The 22,807-nt window shown below is 72.2% G+C and carries 20 protein-coding genes, 1 tRNA gene and 1 pseudogene; 13 read left to right on the top strand and 9 right to left on the bottom strand.

All coding sequences use genetic code 11. The annotated features are described in order from the left end of the window. Positions 1 to 103: 103 nt before the first annotated feature. The 3 genes from QMZ92_RS24545 to QMZ92_RS24535 all read left to right on the top strand — a co-directional run bounded on the left by QMZ92_RS24545 (position 104) and on the right by QMZ92_RS24535 (position 3,236). Entirely contained in the window at positions 104 to 1,054 is a 951-nt protein-coding gene (locus tag QMZ92_RS24545) for an ROK family protein (protein ID WP_283299631.1), read from the top strand. Beyond that, entirely contained in the window at positions 1,054 to 2,190 is a 1,137-nt protein-coding gene (gene nagA, locus QMZ92_RS24540; RefSeq protein WP_283299630.1) for an N-acetylglucosamine-6-phosphate deacetylase, read from the top strand. Before QMZ92_RS24545 ends, nagA begins: the two co-directional genes overlap by 1 nt. A gap of 119 nt (positions 2,191 to 2,309) precedes the next feature. After that, positions 2,310 to 3,236, top strand: a complete 927-nt coding sequence (locus QMZ92_RS24535) for a 1-phosphofructokinase family hexose kinase (protein WP_283299650.1) — start codon at positions 2,310 to 2,312, stop codon at positions 3,234 to 3,236. A gap of 225 nt (positions 3,237 to 3,461) precedes the next feature. Here QMZ92_RS24535 and QMZ92_RS24530 read toward each other — a convergent pair whose 3' ends face one another. The 3 genes from QMZ92_RS24530 to cdgB form a co-directional block, all read right to left on the bottom strand. Then, the gene (locus QMZ92_RS24530) at positions 3,462 to 3,719 is read right to left on the bottom strand and encodes a hypothetical protein (protein WP_349307758.1); all 258 of its coding nucleotides are present in this window, start codon (positions 3,717 to 3,719) and stop codon (positions 3,462 to 3,464) included. Positions 3,720 to 3,813: 94 nt separating this feature from the next. After that, a complete protein-coding gene (locus tag QMZ92_RS24525) occupies positions 3,814 to 4,782 on the bottom strand; it encodes a carbohydrate-binding protein (protein WP_283299629.1) in 969 nt (322 codons plus the stop codon). A 111-nt stretch (positions 4,783 to 4,893) separates the two neighbouring features. After that, a complete protein-coding gene (cdgB, locus tag QMZ92_RS24520) occupies positions 4,894 to 6,603 on the bottom strand; it encodes a diguanylate cyclase CdgB (RefSeq protein ID WP_283299628.1) in 1,710 nt (569 codons plus the stop codon). 409 nt (positions 6,604 to 7,012) lie between these two features. On the opposite strand from cdgB, the gene QMZ92_RS24515 reads away from it, so the two are divergent. Further along, the gene (locus QMZ92_RS24515) at positions 7,013 to 7,522 is read left to right on the top strand and encodes a flavin reductase family protein (protein WP_283299627.1); all 510 of its coding nucleotides are present in this window, start codon (positions 7,013 to 7,015) and stop codon (positions 7,520 to 7,522) included. A gap of 241 nt (positions 7,523 to 7,763) precedes the next feature. On the opposite strand, the gene arfB is transcribed toward QMZ92_RS24515, so the two are convergent. Beyond that, on the bottom strand, positions 7,764 to 8,198 hold the full coding sequence (gene arfB / locus QMZ92_RS24510) for an alternative ribosome rescue aminoacyl-tRNA hydrolase ArfB (protein WP_283299626.1): 435 nt from the start codon (positions 8,196 to 8,198) through the stop codon (positions 7,764 to 7,766). A gap of 148 nt (positions 8,199 to 8,346) precedes the next feature. Between arfB and QMZ92_RS24505 the strand changes: the two genes are divergently transcribed. Beyond that, positions 8,347 to 8,922, top strand: coding sequence for a TerD family protein (locus QMZ92_RS24505; protein ID WP_269729706.1), 576 nt, complete (start codon positions 8,347 to 8,349; stop codon positions 8,920 to 8,922). Between the two features lie 122 nt (positions 8,923 to 9,044). Here the strand turns inward: QMZ92_RS24505 and QMZ92_RS24500 are convergent, their stop codons facing one another. Then, the gene (locus QMZ92_RS24500) at positions 9,045 to 10,448 is read right to left on the bottom strand and encodes a M1 family metallopeptidase (RefSeq protein ID WP_283299625.1); all 1,404 of its coding nucleotides are present in this window, start codon (positions 10,446 to 10,448) and stop codon (positions 9,045 to 9,047) included. A gap of 126 nt (positions 10,449 to 10,574) precedes the next feature. After that, the gene (locus QMZ92_RS24495; protein ID WP_283299624.1) at positions 10,575 to 11,132 is read right to left on the bottom strand and encodes a GlcG/HbpS family heme-binding protein; all 558 of its coding nucleotides are present in this window, start codon (positions 11,130 to 11,132) and stop codon (positions 10,575 to 10,577) included. A 401-nt stretch (positions 11,133 to 11,533) separates the two neighbouring features. Between QMZ92_RS24495 and QMZ92_RS24490 the strand changes: the two genes are divergently transcribed. The 3 genes from QMZ92_RS24490 to QMZ92_RS24480 all read left to right on the top strand — a co-directional run bounded on the left by QMZ92_RS24490 (position 11,534) and on the right by QMZ92_RS24480 (position 14,262). Then, a complete protein-coding gene (locus tag QMZ92_RS24490; RefSeq protein ID WP_283299649.1) occupies positions 11,534 to 12,724 on the top strand; it encodes a sensor histidine kinase in 1,191 nt (396 codons plus the stop codon). Beyond that, positions 12,721 to 13,350, top strand: coding sequence for a response regulator (locus tag QMZ92_RS24485; protein ID WP_283299623.1), 630 nt, complete (start codon positions 12,721 to 12,723; stop codon positions 13,348 to 13,350). Before QMZ92_RS24490 ends, QMZ92_RS24485 begins: the two co-directional genes overlap by 4 nt. 411 nt (positions 13,351 to 13,761) lie before the next feature. Beyond that, positions 13,762 to 14,262, top strand: a complete 501-nt coding sequence (locus QMZ92_RS24480; protein ID WP_283299622.1) for a hypothetical protein — start codon at positions 13,762 to 13,764, stop codon at positions 14,260 to 14,262. Between the two features lie 72 nt (positions 14,263 to 14,334). Here QMZ92_RS24480 and QMZ92_RS24475 read toward each other — a convergent pair whose 3' ends face one another. After that, positions 14,335 to 15,009: a pentapeptide repeat-containing protein gene (locus QMZ92_RS24475; protein ID WP_283299621.1), complete on the bottom strand. Its 675-nt coding sequence runs from the start codon at positions 15,007 to 15,009 to the stop codon at positions 14,335 to 14,337. 102 nt (positions 15,010 to 15,111) lie between these two features. Between QMZ92_RS24475 and QMZ92_RS24470 the strand changes: the two genes are divergently transcribed. Together QMZ92_RS24470 and QMZ92_RS24465 are read left to right on the top strand one after the other, a co-directional pair. Next, positions 15,112 to 16,290 carry an NAD(P)-binding protein gene (locus QMZ92_RS24470; protein ID WP_283299620.1) on the top strand — a complete coding sequence of 393 codons (1,179 nt, stop codon included), beginning with the start codon at positions 15,112 to 15,114 and terminating at the stop codon, positions 16,288 to 16,290. An 85-nt stretch (positions 16,291 to 16,375) separates the two neighbouring features. After that, positions 16,376 to 17,770: an NAD(P)/FAD-dependent oxidoreductase gene (locus tag QMZ92_RS24465; protein WP_283299619.1), complete on the top strand. Its 1,395-nt coding sequence runs from the start codon at positions 16,376 to 16,378 to the stop codon at positions 17,768 to 17,770. Positions 17,771 to 18,125: 355 nt separating this feature from the next. Here the strand turns inward: QMZ92_RS24465 and QMZ92_RS24460 are convergent. Further along, positions 18,126 to 18,202 (bottom strand) — tRNA-Thr (locus QMZ92_RS24460). A gap of 180 nt (positions 18,203 to 18,382) precedes the next feature. On the opposite strand from QMZ92_RS24460, the gene QMZ92_RS24455 reads away from it, so the two are divergent. The 3 genes from QMZ92_RS24455 (at position 18,383) to QMZ92_RS24445 (ending at position 20,941) form a co-directional block, all read left to right on the top strand. Beyond that, the gene (locus QMZ92_RS24455) at positions 18,383 to 19,519 is read left to right on the top strand and encodes an ABC transporter ATP-binding protein (protein ID WP_283299618.1); all 1,137 of its coding nucleotides are present in this window, start codon (positions 18,383 to 18,385) and stop codon (positions 19,517 to 19,519) included. Positions 19,520 to 19,711: 192 nt separating this feature from the next. Continuing rightward, a complete protein-coding gene (locus QMZ92_RS24450) occupies positions 19,712 to 20,146 on the top strand; it encodes a hypothetical protein (RefSeq protein WP_283299617.1) in 435 nt (144 codons plus the stop codon). A 75-nt stretch (positions 20,147 to 20,221) separates the two neighbouring features. Further along, positions 20,222 to 20,941: a nucleotidyltransferase family protein gene (locus QMZ92_RS24445; protein WP_283299616.1), complete on the top strand. Its 720-nt coding sequence runs from the start codon at positions 20,222 to 20,224 to the stop codon at positions 20,939 to 20,941. A 484-nt stretch (positions 20,942 to 21,425) separates the two neighbouring features. Here the strand turns inward: QMZ92_RS24445 and QMZ92_RS24440 are convergent. Then, a pseudogene (locus QMZ92_RS24440) lies at positions 21,426 to 22,547 on the bottom strand (IS701 family transposase); the annotation flags it as partial. Positions 22,548 to 22,807: the final 260 nt, after the last annotated feature.

Here is a 22,807-nt window from a genome sequence, read left to right as displayed (position 1 = left end):
TACGGAGGATTGCGAAACGGGAGCGGTCACCGCTTTGTATACGCGCGCAACAATCCGAGTAGTGGACTAGACCTTTTCTGGTCCGGCGCGCGAGACTGTACCCGTGAGACACGTCATCGCCCTCGATGTGGGCGGCACCGGGATGAAGGCCGCCCTCGTCGGGGCGGACGGCACGCTGCTGTACGAGGCACGCCGGGCGACCGGCAGGGAGCGCGGGCCCGAGGCCGTCGTCGAGGCCGTCCTCGGCTTCGCAGCGGAGCTGCGCGCCCACGGCGAGGAACGGTACGGCCGGAGCGCCGTGGCAGCCGGTGTCGCGGTGCCCGGCATCGTCGACACCGGGCACGGCGTCGCCGTCTACGCGGCCAACCTCGGCTGGCGCGACGTCCCGCTGCGCGCACTGCTCCGCGAACGGCTCGGCGGGGTGCCCGTCGCCCTCGGCCACGACGTCCGCACCGGCGGTCTCGCGGAAGGCCGCATCGGGGCGGGCCGCGGCACGGACCGCTTCCTGTTCGTCCCGCTCGGCACGGGCATCGCCGGGGCCATCGGCATCGGCGGCGCGATCGAGGAGGGCGCGCACGGCTGCGCCGGCGAGATCGGCCACATCGTCGTCCGGCCGGGCGGCCCGGAGTGCGGCTGCGGACAGCGCGGCTGTCTGGAGACCCTCGCCTCCGCCTCCGCCGTGTCCCGCGCGTGGGCGGCCGCGAGCGGCGACCCGGAGGCCGACGCGGCCGACTGCGCCAAGGCCGTCGCATCCGGGGACGGAACCGCCGCACACGTGTGGCAGCAGGCGGTCGACGCCCTCGCCGACGGGCTGGTCACCGCCCTCACCCTGCTGGACCCCCGGACGCTGATCGTCGGTGGCGGGCTGGCGGAGGCAGGAGAAACCTTGTTCACACCGCTGCGGGCCGCGGTGGAGACACGCGTCACCTTCCAGAAGCCGCCCACGATCGTCCCGGCGGCCCTCGGGGACACCGCCGGCTGCCTCGGCGCCGGGCTCCTCGCCTGGGACCTGCTCGACACGTCCGACACACTCACCACGGAGGTAACCGGCTGATGGCCGACCGGATGGTTCTCACAGGCGCCCGGGTGGTGCTGCCCACCGGGGTCGTCGAGAACGGGCGGGTGACCGTCGAGGGGACCCGGATCGCCGGGCACGCCCCCGCCGACGCCCCCTGCGTCGACCTGTCCGGCCGCTGGCTGGTACCCGGCTTCGTGGACATGCACAACCACGGCGGCGGAGGAGCCTCGTTCACCTCCGGGTCGGCCGAGGACGTGCTCACCGGCGTACGCACCCACCACGAGCACGGCACCACCACGACGGTCGCCTCCACCGTGACCGGCGACATGGACTTCCTGGCCCGCCGCGCCGGATTCCTCTCGGAGCTGGTGGAGCAGGGCGACCTGGCCGGCATCCACTTCGAGGGCCCGTTCATCTCGCCCTGCCGCAAGGGCGCCCACAGCGGGGAACTGCTGCGCGACCCCGACCCGGCGGAGGTGCGCAAGCTGCTCGACGCCGCCCGCGGCACCGCGCGGATGGTGACCCTCGCCACCGAACTGCCCGGCGGGATCGAGTCCGTACGGCTGCTCGCCGAGCACGGCGTGATCGCCGCGGTCGGGCACACCGACGCCACCTACGAGCAGACCGTCGCGGCGATCGACGCGGGCGCAACGGTCGCCACACACCTCTTCAACGCCATGCCCGCCCTCGGCCACCGGGCACCCGGGCCGATCGCCGCACTGCTGGAGGACGAACGGGTCACCGTCGAGCTGATCAACGACGGTACGCATCTGCACCCGGCGGCGCTGGAACTGGCCTTCCACCGCGCGGGTGCCGCGCGGGTCGCGTTCATCACGGACGCGATGGACGCGGCGGGCTTCGGCGACGGCGTCTACCACCTCGGGCCACTGGAGGTCGAGGTCAAGGAGGGCGTCGCCCGGCTCGTGGAGGGCGGCTCGATCGCCGGCTCCACCCTCACCCTCGACACCGTTTTCCGCCGGGCCGCGACCGTCGACGGACTGCCCGTGGAGGACGTCGTCCAGGCGATCTCCGCGAACCCGGCACGGCTGCTGGGCCTCCACGACAGGGTGGGGTCGATCGAGCCCGGCAAGGACGCCGATCTCGTCGTGCTGGACGCCGACTTCATGCTCAAGGGAGTGATGCGCAAGGGCGCGTGGGTGGTCGAGCCATAACGGCCGGAGTGCGGCGGGTCGGGGCGGCCGGCCTACGGGGGGACTGGGCCAACCGCTCGGTTTTTGGCATGATCAGGACCCGTCCGGCGAAGGCGAACGCATGCTCAGGGGGTGTCACGGTGATCCTCACGGTCACGCTGAACACCGCCCTCGATCTGACGTACCGCGTCCCCTCCCTCGTCCCGCACAGCTCCCACCGGGTCTCCGAGGTCGGCGAACGCCCGGGCGGCAAGGGGCTGAACGTCGCCCGGGTGCTGGCCGCGCTCGGCCACGAGGCGGTCGTCACCGGTTTCGCCGGCGGCCCCAACGGCGAGACCCTGCGCGATCGACTGGCCGGGCTGCCCGTGCGCGACGCGCTCGTGCCGGTCGCCGGGAACACCCGGCGCACGATCGCCGTGGTCGACGCCGCAACCGGTGACACCACCCAGTTCAACGAGCCGGGCCCGACGGTCACTCCCGAGGAATGGGCCGCGTTCCTCACCACGTACGACTCGCTGCTGCGCAAGGCCGAAGCGGTCGCGCTGTGCGGCAGCCTCCCGCCGGGCATCCACGTCGGAGCCTATGCCGAGCTGGTCCGCCGAGCCCGAGCGGTCGGGGTTCCGGCCCTGCTGGACACCAGCGGCGAACCGCTGCGCCGCGGCATCGCGGCCCGCCCCGACCTGGTCAAGCCGAACGCCCACGAGCTGGCCCAGCTCACCGGATCCCGCGAGCCGCTGCGCGCCACGCATGCCGCACGCCGCCGCGGCGCCCGCACGGTGGTCTCCTCCCTCGGCCCCGACGGCGTCCTCGCCGCCACGCCGGAGGGCATCTGGCAGGCAACCCCGCCCGAAAAGGTCCTCGGCAACCCCACCGGCGCCGGCGACTCGGCCGTGGCCGGGCTGCTCTCGGGCCTCGTCGAGGCCCTCCCCTGGCCGGACCGCCTCGTCCGCGCCGTGGCGCTCGCCACGGCCACCGTCCTCGCCCCCACGGCCGGAGACTTCGACCGCGCCTCCTACGAGGACCTGCTCTCCCGGATCACGGTGACGGAGCACGCCCCGACGGCGTGACGTCAAGTGCGGCCTCTCGCCCGGAGTTCACGTCAACTACTCGGCAGGGAACGACCGAGCTCGTTGACTCGGTTCGATTCGGCTCTGCTCATGCTCCCGACTGCCCCCTGCGGCAGGGCGGTCACAGGTCCACGGTCGCCGCTCAGGCGGGGCCGGGGCGGGCATGTTGACGAATACCGCCCCTTGCGCGGCCGTCACGGTCGGGCAAGGGGCGCTTTCCCGCGTTCACGACCAGACCGGGCGGCCCGTCTCCCAGAGTGCCGCCACGTGCGGGGCGAACCGGTCGTACAGGCCGTCATCACCGAGGCGTCGAAGGTGCAGCATGGGTGACTCGTGCCCGAGCAGGTTCGTGACGTGCGGCGTTACCAACATCTGGTCATCGAACGGGAACACCGACAGGGCGATGTGGTCGTCGCTGAACTCGGCCTCCGTCCCCGGTGCTTCGCGGACCATCCGCAGCGACAGACGGGCCGACCCGACCACGACGCGCGGCTCATCCGGAACCCTTCCACGGTCGTGCTCCGCCGCCCCGGGAAAGTCTGGGGCGACGTGCCGGCCGAGGCGGCCAGTGGCCCGGTCAGCCCTTGGACTGACCGGCTTCCAGCCAGACCTGGTCGAGGAGGGCGTCGCACTTGTCGCCCTGCTCGCACGAGATCTTCAACGTGTTGGGGCCCTTCTTCAGGTCGACATAGGCGTAGGTGCGCGTCCAGCCCTTCTCCCAGTCGCCTTTTTCGGCCTTCGCGAAGTTCGACATGTTGATCGAGCGGGCTTGGCCGTCGTTGATCGTGAGCGAGGTCTTGGCGTCCTTGCCCGGCACGCTGTAGGTGATGAACAGCGTGTACGCGCCATCGGCCGGGACGTCCACCGACCAGCTGGCCGAGCCGCCCCGGCCGTTGAACGTCACATACGCGCCGTCGGCGCCCTCCGCGCCCTTGATGTCCTTCGCCAGCGCCGCCGGCGGGCCGAGGCGCAGCGTCGCCGCGTCCTGCTTCGGCAGCTCGGCCGGCTTCTCCTCGTCGTCCTTCGCCGGGTCCTCGCTCGGGCCGACCTCGTCCGCGGGTGCGGTGGTGTTCTGGCCGGCCTGCGGGTTCTCGGCCTTGTCGTCGCCGCTCGTCATCAACGCGGCGGTGATACCGATCACCACCACGGCCACGACGGCGACCGCGCCGACGAGCAGGCCCCTGGTGTTCGGCCCGCGGCTCCGGCCGCCTCCGCCGTCCGAGGGCACGGGGACCTGGCGGGTCGGGGCGCCGCCGGGGTAGGTCTCCGGCGCCGCGTACTGGGGGCTGGGCTGCTGGCCGTACTGCGGCTGGTGCGGGACCTGGCCGTACTGCTGGCCGGCCTGCTGCTGCCCGTACTGGCGCTCGCCGACCGTTCTGACCTGGTTGTACGACGTCCTGGGCACACCGGGCTGGGCGGCCGGACCGGGGTAGCCGTAGCCGCCCTGGCGGGGAGTTGAGGTGCCCGCCTGCTGCCCGTCCGCGTACAGATAGCCGAACGGATCGTCGTCCTCGGGCTTGCTCGCGCCGTTGTTCCCGGCCGTCATCCCTGGGTCACTCCTATCCTTGCTCGCCAGCCGTCGCCGACCGGCCGAGCCTACCCCGTCTGAGCTATTCCAAGGACGGTGCTCGGGGCCCCACCGGTTCCCCCCTTTCCGCTATCCGGCGCGTCTGTGGACCTTGGCCCGGGACCGCTTCTCGATGTACATCCGCTGGTCGGCGGACTGCAGCACCTCTTCGACGGACATTCCGCAGACCGCCCAGCCGATTCCGAAGCTCGCCCCGACCCGGACCGCCCTTCCGTCCACCCGGATCGGCGGAATGATCGCGTTCCGCAGGCGAACGGCCAGGTCGGCGGCGTCGGCGGCACCGAGGCCGTCGGCGAGGACGACGAATTCGTCACCTCCGAGCCGGGCGACGGTGTCCCCGTCCCGCACACCGGTGGTGAGTCGGCGCGCGACCTCGATCAGGACGGCGTCGCCGGTGTTGTGCCCGAAGCGGTCGTTGATCGACTTGAAGCCGTCCAGGTCGCAGAAGAGCACGGCGAGGCCCTTCGTACCGTCGTCGGTCTCACCGTCCGTGGCGGGCGCGACGGCGTGCACATGGTGGTCGTAGGGGACGCCGGGCCCGTCGAAGTCGAATCCGTCGGTGCGGAAGGTGCTCTCGGCGTCGCCCTCGCCGTATCCACCCGCGTAGCCGTTCTCGCCGTAGCCGCCGTCCGCGTAGTCGCCGTACGGGTAGTCCGGCACGTCCAGGGCCCGGCCGGCCTCCTGCCGCACCCCCTGGGGCCGCTCGCACAGCCGGGCGCTGAGCCGGGCACGCAGCTCGGCGTTGTTGGGCAGGCCGGTCAGCGCGTCGTGGCTGGCCCGGTGCGCGAGGTGGAGCTCGTGCCGCTTGCGCTCCTCTATGTCCTCGACGTGAGTGAGCAGGAAGCGGGGGCCGTCGGCGGTGTCGGCGACGACGGAGTTGCGCAGCGACACCCAGACGTACGTGCCGTCGCGACGGCCGAGGCGCAACTCGGCGCGGCCGCCCTCGGCGGAGGTCCTCAGCAGGGTGCCGATGTCCTCGGGGTGGACCAGATCGGCGAAGGAGTAGCGGCGCATCGCCGACGCGGGACGGCCGAGCAGCCGGCAGAGGGCGTCGTTGGCGCGGAGCAGCCTGCCCTGCTGGTCGCCACCCATCTCCGCGATGGCCATGCCGCTCGGCGCGTACTCGAACGCCTGCCGGAACGACTCCTCGCTGGCGCGCAGGGCCTGCTGTTCGCGCTCCAGGCGGACCAACGCGCGCTGCATGTTTGCTCGGAGCCGGGCGTTGCTGATCGCAATCGCCGACTGGGACGCGTACATCTGGAGCGCTTCCTGGCCCCATGCGCCAGGACGGCGTCCGTTGCGGGGCTTGTCGACCGAGATGACGCCGAGCAGTTCACGCCCGCCGCCCGAGGCGTACATCGGCGCGTAGAGCCGGTCCTGGGGGTGCCACTCGCCCGCGAAGCGCGGCTCGGGGCCTTCCGTGTACCACTGCGGAACGTCGTCCTCCAGCAGCACCCAGCCCTCGGTGTGGGGTATGAAGCGCAATTCGCCCCAGGCCTCGCCCATGCCGAGCCGGCGCTCCCAGGAGGTCCGGGAGCCGACGCGCCCGGTGATCAGGGCCTCCGCCGCGGTGTTCCCGGCGAAGGCGGCGACGACGAGGTCCCCGTCAGGGCGTACGAGATTGACGCATGCCAGCTCGTACCCCAGCCCGGCCACGATGCCGTCGGCGACGGTCTGCAGCGTGTCCGCCAGGCTGCGGGCCGTGTTGAGGTTCGCCACGACCTGATGCAGCTGCCTCAGGGTCGCAAGACGGACGTACGGCTCCGACTCGGTCTCCATCGCTCGCTCTCCCCGAGACCTCGAACAGCTGACTCCAGGTTCCTCATCGACTTCGCTGGTGCACCCTTTCGGCGCAGTGTCCCCGCCACTGAATCACAGCGAGCTGCCCACTCGGTACACAGGGTCAACAAATACCGGTCTCTGTGACTCAAGTCACAACAGATGATGTTGGGGATGGCGTGCGCCGCGGAGGCCTTCCGTCCTTCCGGAACGCAAATCCGGACGGGCACCGGGGGCGCGGGGCGGGGATCCGGCCGCCGGTCGACCGAGCGTGCTCCCCCGGCCCGGAGTCCTAGGACCCGGCTGGTCCTCCGGCCCGATGTGACGGGGTGCGGGACGAGGTTAGCGTTCGGCCGTGCAGCAGACGAGTCCCAGCCCGAGTCCCGCGACCATCCTCCATGCTGAGGGGGTGAGCGACGACGAGTTCCGTGCCGCGATGTCCCGGCTGGCCGCCGGGGTGGTGCTGATCACGGCGCACGAACCGCCCCTGACCGAGGACGGGCCGCGCGGCGAGGACGTCGGTATGACCGCGACGGCGTTCATGTCGGTCTCTCTCGACCCGCCGCTGGTCCTCGTGAGCCTGCGCAACGGCTCGCGCATGGACGACCTGCTGGCCGAACAACCCACATGGGGCGCGTCGGTGCTGTCCGAGAGCCAGCGGCACATCGCTGGACGGTTCTCGATGAAGGGACGCATCAGCGACCGGCTCCTCTTCGAGGACATCGCCTACACCCGCGGGGAGTTGTGCGGCTCACCCCTGGTGGGCGGGGCGCTGGCGGTCCTCGAATGCCGCACCGAGCAGCGCGTCGAGGCCGGCGACCACACCCTCGTGATCGGCCGTGTCCTGAAGGCGGGCCTCCCCAGTTCGGACGGCGGCCCCCTGACCTACTTCCGGGGGCGCTACCGGCACCTGGGCTGACGTACGGCGGCTCCGGCGGACGGGGCCGGAAGCCCCGTTTCGGGGCCACGAGAAAGGCAACGGGGCGGAGCGGACGCCCGGCCGGCGCGGGGCCGCATCCGGGCACGACGCGGACCCGCGTCCGGGGGCGCGGGTCCGGACAGGCGGGGCCGGGTACAGCGACGGAGCGGGCTCGGGAACTCCGACGGACCGGGCCCGGAGACGGTCCGGGGATGAGCAGGGTGACGGGGGCTCGCCCCGGTCACCAGTCGCGGGCGCTCCGGCCGCGTTTGGTCTCGCCCCGGCGCTTCTTCTCCCGCAGGCGGCGTTCGTTGATGCCGCGGGGGATCTTCGTGGGCCGTCGCGGGCGCGGCGGCGGAGCGCTGGCCTCCGCGAGGAGCGCCGCCAGACGGACCGCCGCCGCCTCCCGGTTCCGCCACTGGGAGCGGTGCTCCGACGACCGGACGCTGATCACGCCGTCGTTCAGCCGGGACGCGAGGCGCTCCAGCGCCCGCGCCTTCCACACGGTCGGCAGTGCCTCCGTGGCCGCGAGGTCGAAGCGCAGCTCCACCTGGGAGTCGCTGGTGTTGACGTGCTGGCCGCCGGGACCCGACGACCGCGAGAAACGCCACATGAGCTCGGCCTCCGGCAGGGAGACCGAGCCGCGGATGAGATAGGGCCCGGACATACGTCCCATGGTCGCGTCGACGGACGGCCCGCGTCACGTTCTTTTCACCGACCGCGGGGAACCCGGTGGCACCCGGTCCGCGTTATGGACGGTGACGGTAGCTTCGGGAAGCACGAAGCCCGACCGCACTGCACTCGACCAGGAAAGGCACCTCCCCATGGCTGTAAGCCTGTCCAAGGGCGGCAACGTCTCGCTCACCAAGGAGGCACCGGGCCTGACCGCCGTCACGGTGGGCCTCGGCTGGGACGTCCGCACCACCACCGGCACCGACTTCGACCTCGACGCCTCCGCGATCGCGGTCAACAACGGCGGAAGGGTCGTCTCCGACGGCCACTTCGTCTTCTTCAACAACAAGTCGACGCCGGACCAGTCCATCGTCCACACCGGTGACAACCGCACCGGCGAGGGCGGCGGCGACGACGAGCAGATCAACGTCAACCTGTCCGGCCTCGCCGCGGACGTGGACAAGATCGTCTTCCCGGTCTCCATCTACGACGCCGAGAACCGCGGCCAGAACTTCGGCCAGGTGCGCAACGCCTACATCCGCATCGTGAACCAGGCCGGCGGCGCGGAGATCGCCCGCTACGACCTCAGCGAGGACGCCGCCACCGAGACCGCGATGGTCTTCGGCGAGCTGTACCGCAACGGCGCGGAGTGGAAGTTCCGCGCGGTCGGCCAGGGTTACGCCTCGGGCCTCGTCGGCATCGCCCAGGACTTCGGCGTCAACGTCTGACACACGCGCCCCGGAGGTCCCGTCCGCCGTCCCGGCCGGGACCTCCGGCACCTCACACCCCTCCGGCACCCACGCCCCGGAACGTCCGGCGGACGGCGGGTGCGGCCGCCGTCCGGCGGGCTTCACGGCTTCGCGGGCCTGCCGTTCCCGTACAGCCATACGTCCCACAGCTCCGTGAGGTCCTTGCCGGTCTCCTCCTCCACGAAGGCGGTGAAGTCCTCCGTGGAAGCGTTGCCGTGGCGGTGCTCCCGCGGCCAGTCCTTCAGCAGAGCGAAGAACCCGTCGTCGCCGACCGCCTGCCGGATCTTGTGGAGGACCATCGCCCCGCGCCCGTAGACCGGCGCCCCGAGGAGGTCGTCCGTCGGCGGTTCGGCGGGCGGAAAGGCCCAGTTGCCGTCGTCCTCGAACTCCTTCTCGAAGTGCTCCTGCGCCGGAACGTCCCCGAAGTCCTCGTCGTACAGCCACTCCGCGTACGTCGCGAAGGCCTCGTTCAGCCACACGTCCTTCCACGCCTTCGGCGAGACCGAGTTGCCGTACCACTGGTGGGCCAGCTCATGGACGAGGAACTCCTCGTTGAACGCGCCGGCCGGGTACACGGGCCGTGTCTGCGTCTCCAGCGCGTAGTCGAGGTCGTCCGCGCGCTCGACGATCGCCCCGGTGGAGGAGAAGGGGTAAGGGCCGAAGTTCTCCTCCGCCCACTCCAGCACCTCGGGGATACGGGCGCGCACCTTCTCGCTCTGAGCGGCGACGGTCCTGTCCACGGCCGTGAACTCGGGCACGCCCCGCGCGGGGCGTGAGGTCCTCACGTCGTACTCGCCGACGCCGACGGTCGCGAGATAGCTCGACATCGGCTCGGGCGAGTGCCACGCGAACGCGGTCCGGCTCCCGCCGGCCACGGGCCGCTGGGACCTGAGCTCCCCGTTGGAGACGGCGGTGAGCCCCTTCGGCACGGTGACGGTGATGTCGTACGTGGCCTTGTCGCTGGGGTGGTGGTTGCCGGGGAACCACGCCATCGAGCCCTGCGGCTCGCCGAGCGCGAGGGCTCCGTCCTCGGTCTTCAGCCAGCCCTCCTCGGAGCCGTCCGGGTCCTTCACGGCCTTCGGGGTGCCGGAGTACCGGACCACGGTCCTGAAGGTGCTGCCGTCGACGACGGCCTCGCGCGGGCGGACGCTGAGCTCGTCGCCCGAGCGGACGGTTTCGGCGGGTGCGCCGTTCACGGTCACGCCGTCGACGGTCAGGCCGTGCAGGTCGAGGTTGAAGGCGCTGAGGTCCTGGGTGGCCCGAGCGGTGATGCTCGCGGTGCCGCCGAGCCGGTTCGACTTCGGGTCGTAGTCCAGGTCGAGGCCGTAGTGCCGTACGTCGTAGCCGCCGTTGCCCTGACCGGGGAAGTACGGGTCGCTCAGCCCCGCGGCTCCGGGCCTGCCGACGGCGCCGGCGCCCGCGCCGCTCTCCGTGCAGGCGGAAGCCGTGAGCACGAGGAGGGCGGCGACGGGCACCAGGGCACGGAGGAGGCATCGCTGATCCACATGGCGATCCTATGTGTGGAATGTCCGACTCCGTCGGGCGGTGCGGTGATCTGCCGCACGTGCGGCGCACCGCGCCTTTCCCGTACCTCGGCCGTGCTCCCCGGCGCGGGCAGCACGGCGTGCGGGCTACCGGGCGAGGGCGGCGACTCCGGCACGGGCGAACTTCTCGTCGAGGTCACCGCTCGGGGCACCCGCGACGCCGATGCCCGCGATCGGGGCCCCCTTCGCCCGGACCGGCGCGCCGCCGCCGAGGAACAGCGTGCCGGGGATGTCCTTCAGGTTCGGCGCCTGCGGCAGCCGCTCGACCAGCTCGGAGGTGGGCGCGTTCCAGGAGACCGCGGTGAACGCCTTGCGCTCCGCGGACTCGTACGACTGCGGGCCCGCACCGTCGCCCCGGAGGACGACGACGGTGTTGCCGTTGCGGTCGACCACGGCCACGGTCACGCGCTGGTTCTCGTCCTGCGCGGCTTCCAGCACGGCCTGGGCCGCCTCGGTGGCCGCGGCGACGGTCAGATGCGTGGTCTGGTGCAGATTGCGGTTCGCGGCGTCGGCCGCCGCCCCGGCCGGCAGGGCGGCGGCCGGGGCGGAGGCGTTCGCGGAGACCGCGCCCAAGGTGCCGGCACCGAGCGCGGCGGCTGCGACGGCAACGGTCAGGACGCGGGCACGCAGCGAGAACTTCTTCATGGGACAACCACTCCTCAACGGGTGAACGGGCGGACAGCCGGCCCCGGGAATCCGTGCCAGCGGGCAGACAGACACCCGACCGTGCAGGCATGCGGGCGATCGGCGGCCGGTCCGCAGGTCGGCCGGCCGAGGCGGTCGGCGGGGCGGGCGGGGCGACGCTCGTCGCCCCGCCATCGATCCTCGGGCCGCGCACGGCCCCCTACGGTCGGCGGAGCGGATGCGTCCGGCCACCGTGAAGGGCGACGTCCGTGTCAGCCGATCGGCTGATGCGCACCTGGCCCCGCCGGGTCACGATGGGGACGTCCGTGGAGTTCGGCGAGGAGTGGTGGACGGTGGACCAGACCCCCGGCGAGCTCCGGTCACCCGTCCCGGACCCCGACGCCCGGTGGCTCGCACGGGTCATGCACGCCGCGTTCTTCCTGCTGCTGGGCGCCTCGCTCGTGCGCTATCTGCTGCGGCATCCCTGGGGCGACCGCTCCCCGTGGGTCATCGGGCTCTCTGCGGCACTCGCGGGGCTGTACGTCCTCGGCCCGGTCCTCGGCTCCCTGGCGACACCCCGCCGCCTCGCCTGGCTGGGCACCGTCGTCGCCGTCTGGATGGTCCTCGTCGTGCTCGCGCCGAGCTTCGCCTGGTGCGCGGTGCCCCTCTTCTACACCGGTCTGCGCACGCTCCCCCCGCGCGCCGCGCTCGTACTGGTCGCCCTGCTCACCGCCTTCGTCGTCGCCGCGCAGCTCGAGCTCGCGCACGGCGGCTTCGACCCGAACCTGGTGATCGCGCCGCCCGCGGTCGCCGCCATCGCGACCGCGGTCTTCGTCCACGCCGAACGCCTCTCCGCCCGGCAGCGGGCGCTGATCGTCGATCTGCTCAGGACCCGTCGTGAGCTGGCCGCGACCGAGCGCCGCGAGGGCACGCTCGCCGAGCGCCAGCGCCTGTCCATGGAGATCCACGACACCCTCGCCCAGGGGCTGTCCAGCCAGCAGATGCTGCTGCAGGCCGCCGACCGCGTCTGGGACGGGGACCCGGCTGCCGCGCGGCGCCACGTCCGTACCGCCGAGTCCATCACGGAGCGCAGCCTCGCCGAGGCCCGCCGCTTCGTCCACGACCTCGCACCGGTCGATCTCGCGGAGGGCGGGGGCCTGGAGGAGGCGCTGCGGGCACTCGCCGAACGCGAGTCCGCGGGCTTCCGGATCGACGGCGCGGCGGTCCCGCTGCCCGACCGCGTCCAGTCGGCGCTGCTGCGCATCGCTCAGGGCGCCCTGGCCAACGTTCGCGAGCACGCCGAGGCGGGCTCCGCCGCGCTGACCCTCTCGTACCTCGGCGACCAGGTCGTCCTCGACATCGCGGACGACGGCCGGGGCTTCGAGCCGACGGGTGCGGCCCGGGGCGTCCGCGGCCACGGACTGCCCGCGATGCGGGCGCGGGCGCGGCAACTGGGCGGCACCCTGACCGTCGAGTCCGCGCCCGGCGAGGGCACGGTGCTGTCGGCCGCGATCCCGCTGGAGACCCCGAGGAGGCCCCGGAACCCCGAGAACTCCGAGAACTCCGAACACCCGGTGAACCCGGTGAACCCGGTGAACCCGGAGTCGTCATGACCGTACGGATCCTGCTCTGTGACGACCACGCCGTCGTACGGGCCGGACTGCTCGCACTCCTCGGCAGCGAGCCCGGCATCGAGGTCGTCGGCGAGGCGGGCAGCGGCGAGGAGGCGGCCGCCATGGCGGCGAAGCTGACGCCCGACGTGGTGCTGATGGACCTGCAGCTGGGCCCGGGCATCGACGGCGTGGAGGCGACCCGCCGTATCACGGCGCTGCCCGGCGCCGCCGTGCGCGTCCTGGTCCTGACGACGTACGACACGGACGCGGACGTCACCCGGGCCATCGAGGCCGGAGCGACCGGCTATCTGCTGAAGGCCGAACGCCCCGAGGAGCTGTTCGCCGCGATCCATTCCGCGGCCCAGGGCCGCACCGCCCTGTCGGCCCCGGTCGCGAGCCGGGTGATGGACCACCTGCGCGGTACCGCCCGCCCCGCGCTGACCGCACGCGAACTCGACATCCTGGGCCAGCTCGCCCGGGGCCTGGGCAACCGGGAGATCGCCCGTGCGCTGTTCATCAGCGAGGCCACGGTGAAGACCCATCTGGGGCGCATCTATGCCAAGTTGGGCGTCGACACCCGCGCGGGCGCGGTGGCGGTTGCGAAGGAGCGGCGACTCCTGCCCTGACGCCGGCACCCGTCGCGGCAGCCGGCCGCGGCCCGCGGTGTCCACGGACCTGTCCGGTGGTCTCCGACACGATCTCTTCACGCCGGCCGTCGGCGGCCGGCATCGCACGGATCTCCCCTTCGACGGACTCCGCACGCCGCCCCTCGGGGGCGGCGGCACCGAACACGGCGAACGCTTCCTCCGCGGTCATGCCGGGGATCTCTTTTCCCCGGCATGCCGAGGCACGCACTCTCGGGCGGGTGTCCCGGGACTCGTACGGCTCACGCTCGGGAACAGGCAGTGCCGCGGTGGATCTCCTCCGCGCGAGCGACACCGCCGCGTCGAGGGCCGCGCCCACCCGGAACCCGTCGGCAATCGCCTCGGAACGTGCAAACGTGCGAACGAGTCCCTTCGCCGTGACACCATCGGAGCGTGCTCGACATCGGCTACTCCCTCTCCCGGCGCTTCCCGGACCCTCCGCAGACCGACTACCGGACCGCGGACGTCCACGCCCTGCGCCATGACCTCTTCTGCGGCGACGTCTATCTCGCGGACACCAAGGCCGACCGTGAGGTGTCCACGGCGTGGGGATGGGTGCCGGTGCTCGACTTCGCATGGGCGCTGTGCGACATCGTGGAGCGACTGGACCGGGACCCGAAGGGCAGCCGGGCAGCGCAACCGCAGTACGCGGAGATCGACTTCACCGAGTCGACCGACCGCATGCTCTTCGAGCGCCGCTTCGGCTGGGTGGACGTCGAAGCCGACTGGATGCCCGGCGACGAGGCCCCACTCACCTTCAACCACGGCGAACTGCGCCGCGAGGCACGTGACTTCCTGCACGACCTCGTCGCCGACCTCACGGACATGCACGAGGGGCTCGCCGACAACCCCGTCGTCTGGGACCTCCTGGCCCGCTTCCCCCGCCTTCCCTGAGGCATCCGGCCCCCTCGCACCCATGCCCCGCAGGCTTCCCGCCCCGGAGCCGCCCCGGGGCACACTGCGCGCTCAGTCCTCCACTCGCACCCCTGCCCGCGCCGCGAACGCCGGCGCCAGGTCCAGGAGTTGAGCCGTACTGATCACCGCTCCCGACAACCCCTCCACGCCCCTGGCGAGATCGAGTTCGCTCACCTTCCGCAGATCGACGTCCCGCATCCGGGCTCCGCCGAAGTCCGCCCCGCGCAGCACGCAGTCGCGGAACTCCACCCGCTCCAGCTGCGCCGCCCCGAAGTCCGGCTCCGACAGCACGCACCCCTCGAACACCACGTCCTTCAGCCGGGCGTTGCGCAGGTTCAGGTAGTCGATCTTCCCGCCCCGCACCACGACGCGCTCCAGCGCCGTGCCGTGCAGCTGCACGCCGCCCAAACGCGCGTCCACGACCTCCGTGTCCCGCAGGGAGGCGCCCGCGAGATCCGTCCCGACGCCGCGCACGCCCGTGAGGACCGAGTCGATGAACCGCGCGTTCACCAGCGAGGTCTCGTCCAGCACACAGTCCCGCAGCGCACAGTCCAGGAACCGCGCGCCCGCCCCGTCCCCGGCCGACAGGTCCAGGCCGGCCAGCTCCAGCCCGTCGTAGTCGCCGTCCGGCTCCAGCCCGCCGCCCCCGTACGGACGGAGCGGCGGCAACCGCACCGCCGGCCGCCGTGCCGCCGCCACCCGTGTCTTCCCCGTCCTCGTCACCATGGGCCCATGGTGACGCACACCACTGACAGCGCCCCGGCGCCGATGTCACAAAGCCCGCTCCGCCGTCCGTCCCAGGGGGAAAGACGACGAACGGAGCAGACCGTGGCCACCAAGCCCCGCATCACCGTCATCGGCGCCGGCTTCGCCGGACTCACCGCGGCCATCACGGCCGCGGAGTCGGGCGCCCGTGTCACCCTCCACGAGTCCCACCGCACGCCGGGCGGCAGGGCCCGCACCGCGAAGGGCCCCTACCGCACGAACGAAGGCCCCCACGCCCTCTACGCGGGCGGGCCGCACTGGACCTGGCTGGCACAGCGCGACCTGATCGGGCCGCTCGCCCCGCTCCCTCCGCGGGAAGCCGCCCGGCTGCGGCTCCACCACGGTGGACGGCTCCGCCGCCTCCCGCCCGCCGCGCTGCTGCGACTCCTGCGCCACGGTCCCGGCGAAGCCCCCGTGGACAGCGACTTCCTGTCCTGGGCCGCCGGCCTCGTCGGTGAGGAGGGCGCGCGTGCCGCCGCCAACCTCAGTGCCGTCGCGCTGTTCCACCACGACCCGGGCTCGCTCTCCGCGGCCTTCGTCCACCAGCGGCTCCGTCGCGCGACGAAGCTCCCGCCCGAGGCCCGCTACCCGCGCGGCGGCTGGGGAGGCCTGATCGAGCGGATGGTCGACCACGCCTGGAACTCGGGCGTCCGGATCGAGACCGGGTCCCGGGTCGACACGCTTCCCGAGGACGGCCCGGTCATCGTCGCCACCTCCCTCGACGCCGCCCGGCGGCTCCTCGGCGAGGACACCCTGCGCTGGGAGAGCGGACGCACGGCACTGGTCGACCTGGCACTGCGCAGCCGCAGGGGCGACCCCTTCGCGATCTCCGATCTCGACGCCCCGGGCTGGCTCGAACGCTTCACCGCGCAGGACCCGTCCCTCGCCCCCTCCGGGGAGCAACTCGTCCAGGCCCAGTTCCCCCTCGGCCCCGACGAGACCCGGGCCGACGGTGTCGCCCGCGCGGAACACCTTCTCGGCCTCGGCTTCCCCGGCTGGCGCGAACGCACCACCTGGCGTCGCGAGTCCGTCGCCGCGGGCCGCACGGGGGCCGTCGACCGCCCCGGTACGACATGGCGGGACCGTCCTCGTATCGACCGGGGCGACGGCGTCTTCCTGGCGGGCGACCAGGTCGCGGCCCCCGGGCTGCTCTCCGAGGTGTCGTTCACCAGCGCCCTGGAGGCGGCGAGCCTCGCGGTGAGGACGGTGAGGACCGGGCGACTCGCCCTCGACCCCGCCTGAGCAGGACCTGCCCGCGCCGGCCCGGAGCGCACACCGTTCCCGCCCCGCCTGGACAGCCGAGCGGCCACGGGTGTACGAACGGCCCATGACGAGCACGATCAACGGCGGCATCTCCTTCTGGTACGCGGACGACGGCATACCCGCACCGCGCGAACCCCTGCCGGGCGACACGACCGCCGACGTGTGCATCGTCGGTGGCGGATACACAGGACTGTGGACGGCGTACTACCTCAAGAAGGCCGTCCCCTTCCTCAACATCACCGTGCTGGAGGCCAGGTTCTGCGGCTACGGCGCCTCGGGACGCAACGGAGGCTGGCTCTACAACGGCATCGCGGGCCGCGACCGCTACGCCCGCCGCCACGGCCATGACGCCGCCGTACGCCTCCAGCAGGCCATGAACGACACCGTCGCCGAGGTGGTCCGCACCGCCGCGGCGGAAGGCATCGACGCCGACGTCCACCGGGGCGGCGTCCTCCAGGTCGCCTACACCCCCGCCCAGCTCGCCCGCCTCAAGTCCTTCCACGCGACCGAGGTCGCCTTCGGCGAGAAGGACCGCGAACTGTACGGCGCCCGGGAGACCGCCGACCGCGTCCGTGTCGCCGGAGCCGTCGGTTCCAGCTGGACCCCGCACGGCGCCCGGCTGCACCCGGTCAGACTCCTCAAGGGACTCGCCGACGCCGTCGAGTCACTCGGCGTCACCGTCCACGAGTCCACCCCCGTCACGGAGATCAGGCCCAAGCACGCGGTCACCCCGTACGGCACCGTCCGCGCGCCCTACGTCCTGCGCTGCACCGAGGGTTTCACCGCCTCGCTGGCACGCCAGCGCCGGACCTGGCTGCCCATGAACTCCTCCATGATCGCCACCGAGCCGCTCCCGGAGGAGGTCTGGGACCAGATCGGCTGGTCCGGCCGCGAGACCCTCGGCGACATGGCCCACGCGTACATGTACGCCCAGCGCACCGCCGACGACCGCATCGCGCTCGGCGGCCGGGGCGTCCCCTACCGCTACGGATCCCGCACGGACAACGACGGCAGCACCCGCGCCGCCACCGTCGACGCCCTCCGGGCGGTGCTCGTCCGGTTCTTCCCCCAGCTCGCCGGCACGGAGATCACCCACGCCTGGTCCGGCGTCCTCGGCGTCCCCCGCGACTGGTGCGCCACCGTCACCCTGGACCGCGCAACCGGCCTCGGCTGGGCGGGCGGCTACGTCGGCTCCGGTGTGGCGACGGCGAACCTCGCCGCCCGCACCCTCCGCGACCTCATCCAGCAGGACTCCGGCCAGGCCGGCCCCACCGATCTCACCGCGCTCCCCTGGGTCAACCACAAGGTCCGCAAGTGGGAACCCGAGCCCCTCCGCTGGCTCGGCGTCCACACCCTCTACGCCGCCTACCGCCGCGCCGACCGCCGTGAACTCACCCACCACACGGCGGAGACGGCACGCATCGCCACCCTGGCGAACCGGATCTCGGGCCGCCGCTGACCGCATCCGGCACCCCCGGACGGCGAACGTCCCCTGGAGACGGTGCGGACGGACCTCTCGCCGGAGTCGTCGACGTCGCCCTGCTCGTCGGCCCCACTCGTCGGGGGCCGGGATGCGCCCGCCGGGCCGTCCGACACGACGCTCACCGTGGGTCCCCGTTCGGTGCCCGAGGTGAAGTCGACGGACGCCTCGAACGAGGGCCCTCCCTCGGCCGCCTCCGGCAGGCCGCTGCGCCGCGTCGAAGACCGACACGATGATCGGCGGACCGTCTTGCACCGGCAACCGCATGGAGTGGGCCGAGCGTCGCCGAAAACCAGATGCCCCGGCTCAGAGAACATCTGAGCCGGGGCATCGCTGGAGCCCCCTGTCGGATTCGAACCGACGACCTACGCATTACAAGTGCGTTGCTCTGGCCAGCTGAGCTAAGGAGGCACTGCGGACGAGTGTAACCGGATCAGCGAGCGTGCCCACCGGGAACTCCGGTGCCTCCGACTACTGACAGAACGGCCGGCGCAGGGTACCGTCACCCGGAGTTCACTTCGGTGGACTAGACCCATCCTTCCTTTACTCGGATCGTCCGGCACGTTCCTGCCGGTGAAGGGACGCATCACCATGGCCACTGTCACGTTCGACAAGGCGACCCGGATCTACCCGGGCTCCACGAAGCCCGCGGTCGACGGCCTCGAAATCGAGATCGAGGACGGCGAGTTCCTCGTCCTCGTCGGCCCCTCCGGCTGCGGCAAGTCGACATCCCTGCGGATGCTCGCCGGGCTCGAGGACGTCAACGGCGGAGCGATCCGCATCGGTGACCGCGACGTCACCCACCTCCCACCGAAGGACCGGGACATCGCCATGGTGTTCCAGAACTACGCGCTCTACCCGCACATGACCGTCGCGGACAACATGGGCTTCGCGCTCAAGATCGCCGGCGTCAGCAAGGCCACCATCCGGCAGAAGGTCGAGGAGGCGGCGAAGATCCTCGACCTGACCGAGTACCTGGACCGCAAGCCGAAGGCGCTCTCCGGCGGTCAGCGGCAGCGTGTGGCGATGGGCCGCGCCATCGTGCGCGAGCCGCAGGTCTTCCTCATGGACGAGCCGCTGTCGAACCTCGACGCCAAGCTCCGCGTCTCCACCCGCACGCAGATCGCGAGCCTCCAGCGCCGCCTCGGGATCACCACGGTGTACGTGACGCACGACCAGGTCGAGGCCATGACGATGGGCGACCGCGTCGCCGTGCTGAAGGACGGTCTGCTGCAGCAGATCGACTCGCCGCGGAACATGTACGACCGCCCGGCGAACCTGTTCGTCGCCGGCTTCATCGGCTCCCCGGCCATGAACCTCGTCGAGGTACCGATCACCGACGGCGGTGTGAAGTTCGGCAACAGCGTCGTCCCGGTGAGCCGCGAGGCGCTGTCGGCGGCAGCGGACCGCGGCGACCGCACCGTCACGGTCGGCGTGCGCCCCGAGCACTTCGACGTGGTGGAGCTGAACGGAGCCGCCGCCCGGTCGCTGTCCAAGGACACCGACGACGCTCCGGCGGGCCTCGCCGTGACCGTGAACGTCGTCGAGGAGCTCGGCGCGGACGGTTACGTGTACGGCACCGCCGAGGTCGGCGGCGAGATGAAGGACCTCGTGGTCCGGGTCAACGGCCGGTCCGTGCCCGAGAAGGGCTCGGAGGTGCACGTCGTCCCGCGGCCGGGCGAGACGCACGTCTTCTCGACGTCGACGGGCGAGCGCCTGAGCGACTGACGCACGACGCCACATGGCAGCGGCCCCCTCGCCTCCCGCGAGGGGGCCGCTGCCATGTACCGATAAATACCCGGCCAAACCGGGCTATTCACACACCGGCGTCAACCTGCGATTCGAAAGATTCCCTCGAAACATCCCTCGCGGGGGTGACTAAATGTCCCCACACCACTACCGGCCGCTACGCTCGCCTCCGTGACCCAGACAGCAGCCCGCCGTATCGGCCGTACTCTCGCCCTCGTCCTGCCCGTCGTCCTGGTGCTCTCCGGAACCCTGGCGGTCACCAGCGTCCCGTGGGCGAACCGCAGTACCGAGTCCCAGATGCTCACCGCGTCCTCGGAGAACGTGTCGGTCCGCGCCGCGTCCCGCGCCCCGCACGAGGTCCTCCGCGAGAAGCTCCTCACGGACCTGCAGCAGAAGGACCCGGGGGTCGCGCTCACCAATCTCCAGCGCGCCGTCGAGGGCCGTCCGTCACTGGCACGACACTGTATGACGATCGCCCGCGACCTGGGCCGTGCCGCCGTCGCCCGCTACGGGCCCACGCGCGCCCAGTCGTTCTCCCGCCCCGTCTGCGACACCTCCTTCGCCGCCGGCGTCTCGCAGCAGGCACAGGGCAACTGGAGCGGCTGACGCCCTCCCGGCCGGGAGCGGCCGAAGGGGCGGGGCCGGAGGACCCGCGGGAGGGGCACCGCATATCGTGCCCCTATGCAGATCCATCCGACCCAGGCCGTGGTCCTGGCGGGCGGCCAGGGATCCCGGCTGCGCCCGTACACCGACGACCGCCCCAAGCCGATGGTCGAGATCCCCGGAACGGGGACCCCGATCATCGGCCATCAGCTTTCCTGGCTCGCCGCCGAAGGCGTCACGGACGTCGTGGTCTCGTGCGGGCACCTCGCCGAAGTACTGCAGGAGTGGCTCGACTCGGCCGTGCTGCCGCTGCGCGTCACGACCGTGGTCGAGACGGAGCCGCTGGGCCGCGGCGGCGGCCTGAAGCACGCCGCGAAGAGCCTCCCGCACCCGGAGGAGCCCTGGTACGCGACGAACGGCGACATCTGGACCCGCTTCTCGCTGCGTGAGATGGCCGACTTCCACGCGGAACGCGACGCCACTGCCACGCTCGCCCTGGCCCGCCCCCGTATCCCGTGGGGCGCCGTCGAGACGGACGAGTTCGGCCATGTCCTCGACTTCATCGAGTCGCCGCCGTCGCCGTATCTGATCAACGCCGGCGTGTACGTGTTCTCAGCGGCCTTCACGGATCTGCTGCCCGACCGCGGCGACCACGAGCGGACCACGTTCCCCCGGCTGGCGCGGGAGCGCTCACTGGCCGGATTCCCGCTGCCGCAGGGGGCGTACTGGCGGGCGATCGACACGGCCAAGGACCTCACCGAGGCCGCGAGGGAACTCACCTCCCAGCCGCCGCGCTGAGAAGCCCGCGCCTCGCCCCGACACCCCCGCAACCCACCCCTCTCGCAACACATCTCTCGCGCGCGCCGCTCCGCACCGGTTCCCCCGTGCGCCGCCTCCTCCGCCGGGCTCGGCCTCCCTGCGGACGTAAGTCCCGGGGCGGGAAGGCGAACCGGGCAGGGCGTTCACACGCCGGACCCGCAGAAGCGGTCATCGAGGAAGGGGCGGTCACCGAGCACCACTCGCGCTCGATGACCGCCCCTCCCCGCCGGTCCTGGGCCGTATGCGGTCCAGGACCGTGGTCGGATGGGTCCATCGGCTCGCGACGCCCCGCACGGCACCTCGCTGCGTGCCGGGCGTCCCGGGCCAGAGGGCCTTTCGCAACGCGCCCTAGTAGTGCTTGGTCAGGTTGTCATCGGGGTGGGTATGTCGCGGTGGCGGGTGGGGCAGGCGCCGGTCCAGGTCGCGAGGAGTGTCTGCAGCTCGCGGACGACGTGGTAGAGGCTCAGGCCGGCGCCGTGTCTTTTGGGGCCCGGGCCAGTCGTTGCAGGGTGCAGAAGGCGTGCGCGACGGAGACGAGGGTGACGTGGTGGTGCCATCCGTTCCAGGTGCGGCCCTCGAAGTGGGCCAGGCCCAGGGTCTGCTTCATCTCCCGGTAGTCGTGCTCGATGCGCCAGCGGAGCTTGGCGAGCCGGACCAGGGTGGTCAGCGGGGTGTCGGAGGGCAGGTCGGACAGCCAGAACTGGATCGGCTCGGCCTCGGCGGCGGGCCATTCGGCCAGCAGCCAGCATTCGGGCAGTTCCGGGCCGTCGGTGGCCTGGCGGACCTCGCGTCCGGCGGGCCGGATGCGCAGGGCCACGAAGCGGGAGTACATGCGCTTGCGGCCCGAGCGGCCGGTGCCGGGCCGGGAGCCCTCCCGCCACTGCACCGGCCGGGCCGCCTTCCGTCCCGCCGCGATGACCAGCTCCTTCACCGACCGTGGCCTCTCGGGATACTTCGCCACCGGTGGGCGTCCGGTCCCGGAGTACGGCTCGGCCACCGGCACCGCGTCGGCGGGCTGGGCTGTGAGCGTGGTGGAGATGCTCACCACGTAGTTCATGCCGCGGGCCTGCACTCCGTGCCGGAACGCGGCGGCGTCGCCGTATCCGGCGTCCGCAACGACCAGCGGCACCTCGATGCCCCAAGAGCGGGTCTCATCGAGCATGTCCAGGGCCAGCTGCCACTTCTCCACATGCCCGATGTCGTCCGGGATGCCGCAGGCGGTGCGGCGGGCGACCTTGGCCGCATCGGCCTTCGGTGAGGCGGGATCCCAGGTCTGGGGCAAGAACAGCCGCCAGTTGACCGCTGCCGAGGCGCGGTCGGACGCGAGGTGGAGCGAGACGCCGACCTGGCAGTTGGTGACCTTGCCCGCGGTGCCGGTGAACTGCCGCGACACGCATGCCGAGGCAGTCCCGTCCTTCAGGAACCCAGTGTCGTCGACGACCAGGGCGTCCGGCCCGATGGCCTCCTCCATCCGCCAGGCGAGCTGGGCCCGGATGTGTGCCGGGTCCCAGGGGCTGGTGGTGATGAAGTTGGCCAGAGCCTGACGATTGCCGTCCTCCCCGAGCCGGGCAGCCATCGGAGTCACGCAGACTCAACGCCACACCGAGCCCACAGGACACGCACCGCCACAACCAACCTGACCAAGCACTACTAGTGCTCTGACCGGGAACGTTCGCCGGGTCGGTGGAACAGGATGAGATACCTGATCCGTTCGGTAATGTGTTCGTCCGGGAGGGCCCGAACGGCTGCTGCCAGGTGGCAGCCACGGCCGTAGACACGTCCCATGACCACAGACGTCGGCACGGCCTCCGGCCCCTGATCCCAGAGAACGGACCACGAGAGGGA

Origin of the sequence: Streptomyces sp. HNM0645 (assembly GCF_030056615.1) — a bacterium.
Lineage (GTDB): Bacteria > Actinomycetota > Actinomycetes > Streptomycetales > Streptomycetaceae > Streptomyces > Streptomyces marianii.
Note: the sequence above shows the minus strand (reverse complement) of the source record. Positions and strands in the feature narration are given on the sequence as shown.

Coding starts and splice junctions, on each gene's coding strand:
- QMZ92_RS24505 (WP_269729706.1), top strand. CDS start 8,347: ATGGCTGTAAGCCTGTCCAAGGGCGGCAACGTCTCGCTCACCAAGGAG.
- QMZ92_RS24475 (WP_283299621.1), bottom strand. CDS start 15,009: ATGGTGACGAGGACGGGGAAGACACGGGTGGCGGCGGCACGGCGGCCG.
- QMZ92_RS24455 (WP_283299618.1), top strand. CDS start 18,383: ATGGCCACTGTCACGTTCGACAAGGCGACCCGGATCTACCCGGGCTCC.
- QMZ92_RS24495 (WP_283299624.1), bottom strand. CDS start 11,132: ATGAAGAAGTTCTCGCTGCGTGCCCGCGTCCTGACCGTTGCCGTCGCA.
- nagA (WP_283299630.1), top strand. CDS start 1,054: ATGGCCGACCGGATGGTTCTCACAGGCGCCCGGGTGGTGCTGCCCACC.
- cdgB (WP_283299628.1), bottom strand. CDS start 6,603: ATGGAGACCGAGTCGGAGCCGTACGTCCGTCTTGCGACCCTGAGGCAG.
- arfB (WP_283299626.1), bottom strand. CDS start 8,198: ATGGGACGTATGTCCGGGCCCTATCTCATCCGCGGCTCGGTCTCCCTG.
- QMZ92_RS24485 (WP_283299623.1), top strand. CDS start 12,721: ATGACCGTACGGATCCTGCTCTGTGACGACCACGCCGTCGTACGGGCC.
- QMZ92_RS24445 (WP_283299616.1), top strand. CDS start 20,222: ATGCAGATCCATCCGACCCAGGCCGTGGTCCTGGCGGGCGGCCAGGGA.
- QMZ92_RS24525 (WP_283299629.1), bottom strand. CDS start 4,782: ATGACGGCCGGGAACAACGGCGCGAGCAAGCCCGAGGACGACGATCCG.
- QMZ92_RS24465 (WP_283299619.1), top strand. CDS start 16,376: ATGACGAGCACGATCAACGGCGGCATCTCCTTCTGGTACGCGGACGAC.
- QMZ92_RS24490 (WP_283299649.1), top strand. CDS start 11,534: ATGCACGCCGCGTTCTTCCTGCTGCTGGGCGCCTCGCTCGTGCGCTAT.